The sequence below is a fragment of the Aquiflexum sp. genome (assembly GCF_977115555.1).
The window spans coordinates 1-4,411 of record NZ_CDSBKL010000346.1 but is presented as its reverse complement, the minus strand read 5'-3'; the positions used below and the strand labels follow the sequence as shown (position 1 = coordinate 4,411).

Sequence of the window (4,411 nt, the reverse complement as noted above, 5' to 3'; positions counted from 1 at the left end):
ACACTTCGGTTTTCACAGCTACATCTTCCAAGACACTTTCATTGATGATATCAGCTTCATGTACAGATACTTCAGGGTTTTTGGTGAAAGTAATTTTTTCAATGGCCATCAAACCTGAATCTGATTCCAAACCGCTTGCTTTTGCCAGCTTTTTGACGATATTTTCCATCACCTCTTTTGCATTTTTCAAAGCCTTGAGGTTGATGTCGTAAACTGACACCTCATAGCCTGAAAGGGCCGATTGCAATGCCACTCGGGTGCCCAATGTACCTGCACCTAAAACACAAACTTTTTTGATTTTCATAATTCAAATTTTTTGGGAATGAATACTTTCCAATGCTTTTTTTCCGCAGGCTTCGACTACAAGGATCAATCCGGAAAATCTTGAATCTTGGGCAAAACCTAGTTTAAATCGCTTATAAATCTGTTGGGCAATCACAGCTACTTTGAATAGACCATAGGTATAATAAAAAATCATATTTTCCAAATTGAGGGGGCTTTTGGAAGCATAATAGGCTATGGCCTCAGCCCGGGTAAAATTGCCATCTGCATAGCTCAGGTTAAACATTTTAAGGATATCCGGATCACCGGCCTCTGCCCAATAGGCGAGGGAAGTTCCAAAGTCCATCAAAGGGTCTCCGACAGTTGCCATTTCCCAATCCAAGACAGCCTTTATGGTAGGATCCTGAGGACTTGCCAATACGAGGTTGTCAAATTTGTAGTCGTTGTGGATGAATCCAACATGTTCTTGATTTGGGATATTTGTTTTAAGCCAATCACTGACTGCTTCCATTTCAGGCAGTTCATCGGTTTTGGCATTGAAATACCTTTCTGACCAACCCAAAACCTGCCTTTCCACATATCCTTCAGGCTTGCCCAATTGGGATAATCCGGATTTTTCAAGTTCCAATTGATGCAAATCCAACATGCCATCAAGGGTGTTTTTGGAAAGGTTTTTGAAAAACTCCTTTCCGAGATTCAGACCCTCAGGTATTTTATTTCTCAGGATCAAACCCTCTACCTTTTCCATGATGAAAAAAGGTGCACCGATCACTGTTTCATCCTCGCAGCATAGGACAGGTTTTGGGATTTTCTCATATCCGGCTTTATCCAAAGCTTCCAAGATCCGGTATTCCCTGACCATGTCGTGTGCCTTACTGATTTTCATGCCCAAGGGAGGCCTTCTCAGCACAAATTCACCATCAGGAGAATTGATCAAAAAAGTAAGGTTGGAATAACCTCCTTTAAATTGGGAGATCACTGTGCTTTGGGGATCGAGATTCAGTTTTGTCTCTAAATATGGAAATAGGTTTTCAAGACCTTGAGGTTCTTTGTTCATTCTTGGGAATAGTTTTTTAGGATTCTTTTTGCCAAAACTGATTTATGTACCTCATCAGGCCCATCGTAAATCCTCGCACCGCGCTCATGTCTGTACCAGAATGACAGCAAAGTATCATCGGTAATTCCCAAAGCGCCATGTACCTGAATGGCTTTGTCTAGGGTAGTCATCAAGACATCTGAAACAAAGAACTTGATGGTTGAAATGTCCTCCTTGGCTGCTTTGGCGCCTTCCTGCTCGATCTTGTGGGCCGTCATCATGACCAAAAGGCGGGAAGCTTTGATGGAGGCAGCGGCTTCGGCAATCCAGTTTTGGATGGTTTGTTGTCCGGCTAAAGGCTTACCGGGATCCAATTGTCTGGACAAGGCACGCTTGCACATCAGTTCCAAAGTACGCTCACAGATACCGATCCAACGCATGCAATGATGAATTCTTCCCGGTCCCAACCTTTCCTGTGCCAAGGCAAATCCCTGTCCTTCTTCTCCGATCAGATTGCTGACTGGAACCCTACAATCTGTAAACATCACTTCACCATGAGAAAGGTAATCTTCCCCGACATCTCCCATGATGGGAATGTTTCTCAGCAATTTATAGCCCGGATTATCCAAGGGGACCAAAATCATGCTTGCTCTTTGGTATGGATTGGGATGGTTGGGATCGGTCACCGCCATCACAATTGTGAAATCTGCCCCATCAGCCGCAGTGGTAAACCATTTATGGCCGTTGATGACATATTCATTTCCTTCACGAACAGCAGTTGTAGAAAGGTGAACCGGGTTGCTGCCGGGATTATTGGGTTCAGTCATGGCAAAGCAGCTCCTGATTTCGCCTTTTTGGAGGGGAACAAGGTATTTTTCTTTTAACTCCTTGCTTGCAAAACGGTGCATCAGTTCCATGTTTCCGATGTCGGGTGCATTGCAGTTGAAGATATAATGCCCAATGGGGCTTTTTCCCAGGACCTCAGAAATGCTCGCAAACTCAGTCAAATCCAAACCCAATCCACCGTCTTCTTTGGAAAGATGAGGGGCAAACAGTCCCTCTTTTTTTGCCAATTCCCTCAAGGCTTTCAATCTTGGCAAAGCGGCTTTGAATGAACCATAAATCGCTTCCTGTTCAAGTGGTTCCACATGTACCTTGAGAAATTCCTGGTAACGTAGTACCAATTCATGTACCTCTTTGGAGGCAAATATTTTGTTGAATTCCATAAATACAAATTTAGATGGTAAAGCCTCCGTCTGCGGTCAGTGTGGCTCCGGTCGTATAGGATGAGGCTTTGGAAGCTAAAAACAGTGCCATGGCACCGATTTCCTCGCTGGTTCCAACCCGTTTTATCGGAAGTGCTTTCATCATGTGCTCCATAATTTTATCATTGCTCCAAAGGGCCTCGGAAAATTTGGTTTGGATCAATCCCGGACAGATGGTATTGACCCGGATTTTATGGTCTCCCCATTCTTTGGCATATACTTTTGAGAGGGAAATCAAGGCAGCCTTACTGACACTGTAGATTCCCAATCCTTGTTCAGGAGAAATACCGCCTATTGAACTGATGTTGATGACTGCCGCACCGGAAGATGCTCTCAGATATGGGAAACATAAATTCATCAGGTAAAAAGGGGCTTTGACATTGACATCCATGATTTTGTCAAAAGCTTCAGGAGTGGTATTATGTACCGGACCAAAGACAGGGTTTACCGCTGCATTGTTGACCAAAATATCGATTTGCCCATATTTTTCAATAGTCTGCTTGACCAGGCTATCCATTTCTTCCATACGGCCTACGTTGCAGGCAATGGCAGAAACCTCATAACCTTTTCCCCTAAGTTGGTCGGCCATTTCATCCAATGCGTCCTGCTTTCTACTGCTGATGACAACCTTGGCCCCCGCGGCTGCAAAAATCTCTGCAATACTGAAACCTATGCCTTTGCTGGCACCCGTAATGATGGCTACTTTGTTTGCCAATGAAAATAATGCTGATAAATCCATAATTGTTATTTGGGTTTTTGATGATGACAAGTTAAAAATTATAGGCTTTAATGGCTACCAAGACTCGAAAAATATTATGCATACCGAGTATTTTTTATAACTTCATTCCTCAAAAGAGAAAATAAATCCACCATAAGAGAATATGAAACAAGTAGTTTTTCATCAAACAGGGCTTCCTTCAGAAGTATTGCAACTTGAGGATGTACCCATGCCGAATCCAAAGGCACACGAAGTAAGAATCAAAGTCACAGCCAGAAACATCAATCCCTCAGACATCATGTTTGTCAGGGGTATGTATGGCATCACCCCAAAATTACCGAGCAGCGCAGGTTTTGAAGCTGCGGGAGTAGTGGATGCATCGGATGAAAGCAACTCAATACCCGTAGGAACCAGAGTGATTTTTACGGCTATCGGAACCTGGAAAGAATATGTGTGCATTCCTGCAGCATTGGTAATTCCGACTCCGCAGGGCATGACCGATGAAGTGGCATGTCAGGCATTTGTCAATCCATTGACTGCATTTGGAATGATTGAAACAAGTGGATTGAAGGAAGGTGATTGGTTGCTAATCACTGCAGGAGCTTCGGCTTTTGGCAAACTCGCCATCCAAATGGCACACCAGAAAGGCATCAAAGTCGCCTGCACAGTACGTAGGGATGAGCAAAAGGAAATGCTTCAAGATATCGGGGCAGACCTTGTCATCAATACAGAGAAAGAAAAACTTCAAAAAGTGATTGCCGAACATACAGGAGAAGGTGTTTCTGTGGTATTTGATGCAGTAGGAGGGATTCTCGGTGCCAAAGCCATCGCAAGCTTAAAAACAGGCGGAAAAATGATGGTTTTTGGATTGTTGAGCTTGGAAAATATTCCTTTGAATTCCGGCTTATTGATTTTCAAAAACCTAAAAGTTGAAGGGTTTTGGTTGACAACCTATATGGAAAGTCTGAGTGCCGAGCAAAGAAAAACCGTATTCAAAACTGTGTTTACCTATCTTCTTTCCAATAAAGTAAAGGTGGATGTTCAGGATTCTTTTCCTTTGGAGCAATTCAAAGAAGCCCTTGAAGCTTATGAACAAGGTGGAAGAAACGG

The 4,411-nt window shown here is 43.3% G+C and carries 5 protein-coding genes; 1 reads left to right on the top strand and 4 read right to left on the bottom strand.

From position 1 onward, the window contains the following. The 4 genes from ACZFYI_RS16330 to ACZFYI_RS16315 all read right to left on the bottom strand — a co-directional run. On the bottom strand, window positions 1–304 hold a 304-nt coding region (locus tag ACZFYI_RS16330), incomplete at its 3' end, for a 3-hydroxyacyl-CoA dehydrogenase NAD-binding domain-containing protein (protein WP_462525195.1). A 3-nt stretch (window positions 305–307) separates the two neighbouring features. Continuing rightward, window positions 308–1,339 carry a phosphotransferase family protein gene (locus ACZFYI_RS16325; RefSeq protein ID WP_462525194.1) on the bottom strand — a complete coding sequence of 344 codons (1,032 nt, stop codon included), beginning with the start codon at window positions 1,337–1,339 and terminating at the stop codon, window positions 308–310. Beyond that, window positions 1,336–2,544: an acyl-CoA dehydrogenase family protein gene (locus ACZFYI_RS16320; protein WP_462525193.1), complete on the bottom strand. Its 1,209-nt coding sequence runs from the start codon at window positions 2,542–2,544 to the stop codon at window positions 1,336–1,338. Before ACZFYI_RS16320 ends, ACZFYI_RS16325 begins: the two co-directional genes overlap by 4 nt. Window positions 2,545–2,554: 10 nt before the next feature. Then, on the bottom strand, window positions 2,555–3,322 hold the full coding sequence (locus ACZFYI_RS16315; RefSeq protein WP_462525192.1) for an SDR family NAD(P)-dependent oxidoreductase: 768 nt from the start codon (window positions 3,320–3,322) through the stop codon (window positions 2,555–2,557). A gap of 142 nt (window positions 3,323–3,464) precedes the next feature. Here ACZFYI_RS16315 and ACZFYI_RS16310 point away from each other — a divergent pair. Next, window positions 3,465–4,411, top strand: a 947-nt coding sequence (locus ACZFYI_RS16310; protein WP_462525191.1) for a zinc-dependent alcohol dehydrogenase family protein, incomplete at its 3' end; no start/stop codon positions are given.

Excerpts from the sequence above, each read along its gene's own strand:
- ACZFYI_RS16315 (WP_462525192.1), bottom strand. The coding sequence starts at position 3,322 with ATGGATTTATCAGCATTATTTTCATTGGCAAACAAAGTAGCCATCATT.
- ACZFYI_RS16325 (WP_462525194.1), bottom strand. The coding sequence starts at position 1,339 with ATGAACAAAGAACCTCAAGGTCTTGAAAACCTATTTCCATATTTAGAG.
- ACZFYI_RS16320 (WP_462525193.1), bottom strand. The coding sequence starts at position 2,544 with ATGGAATTCAACAAAATATTTGCCTCCAAAGAGGTACATGAATTGGTA.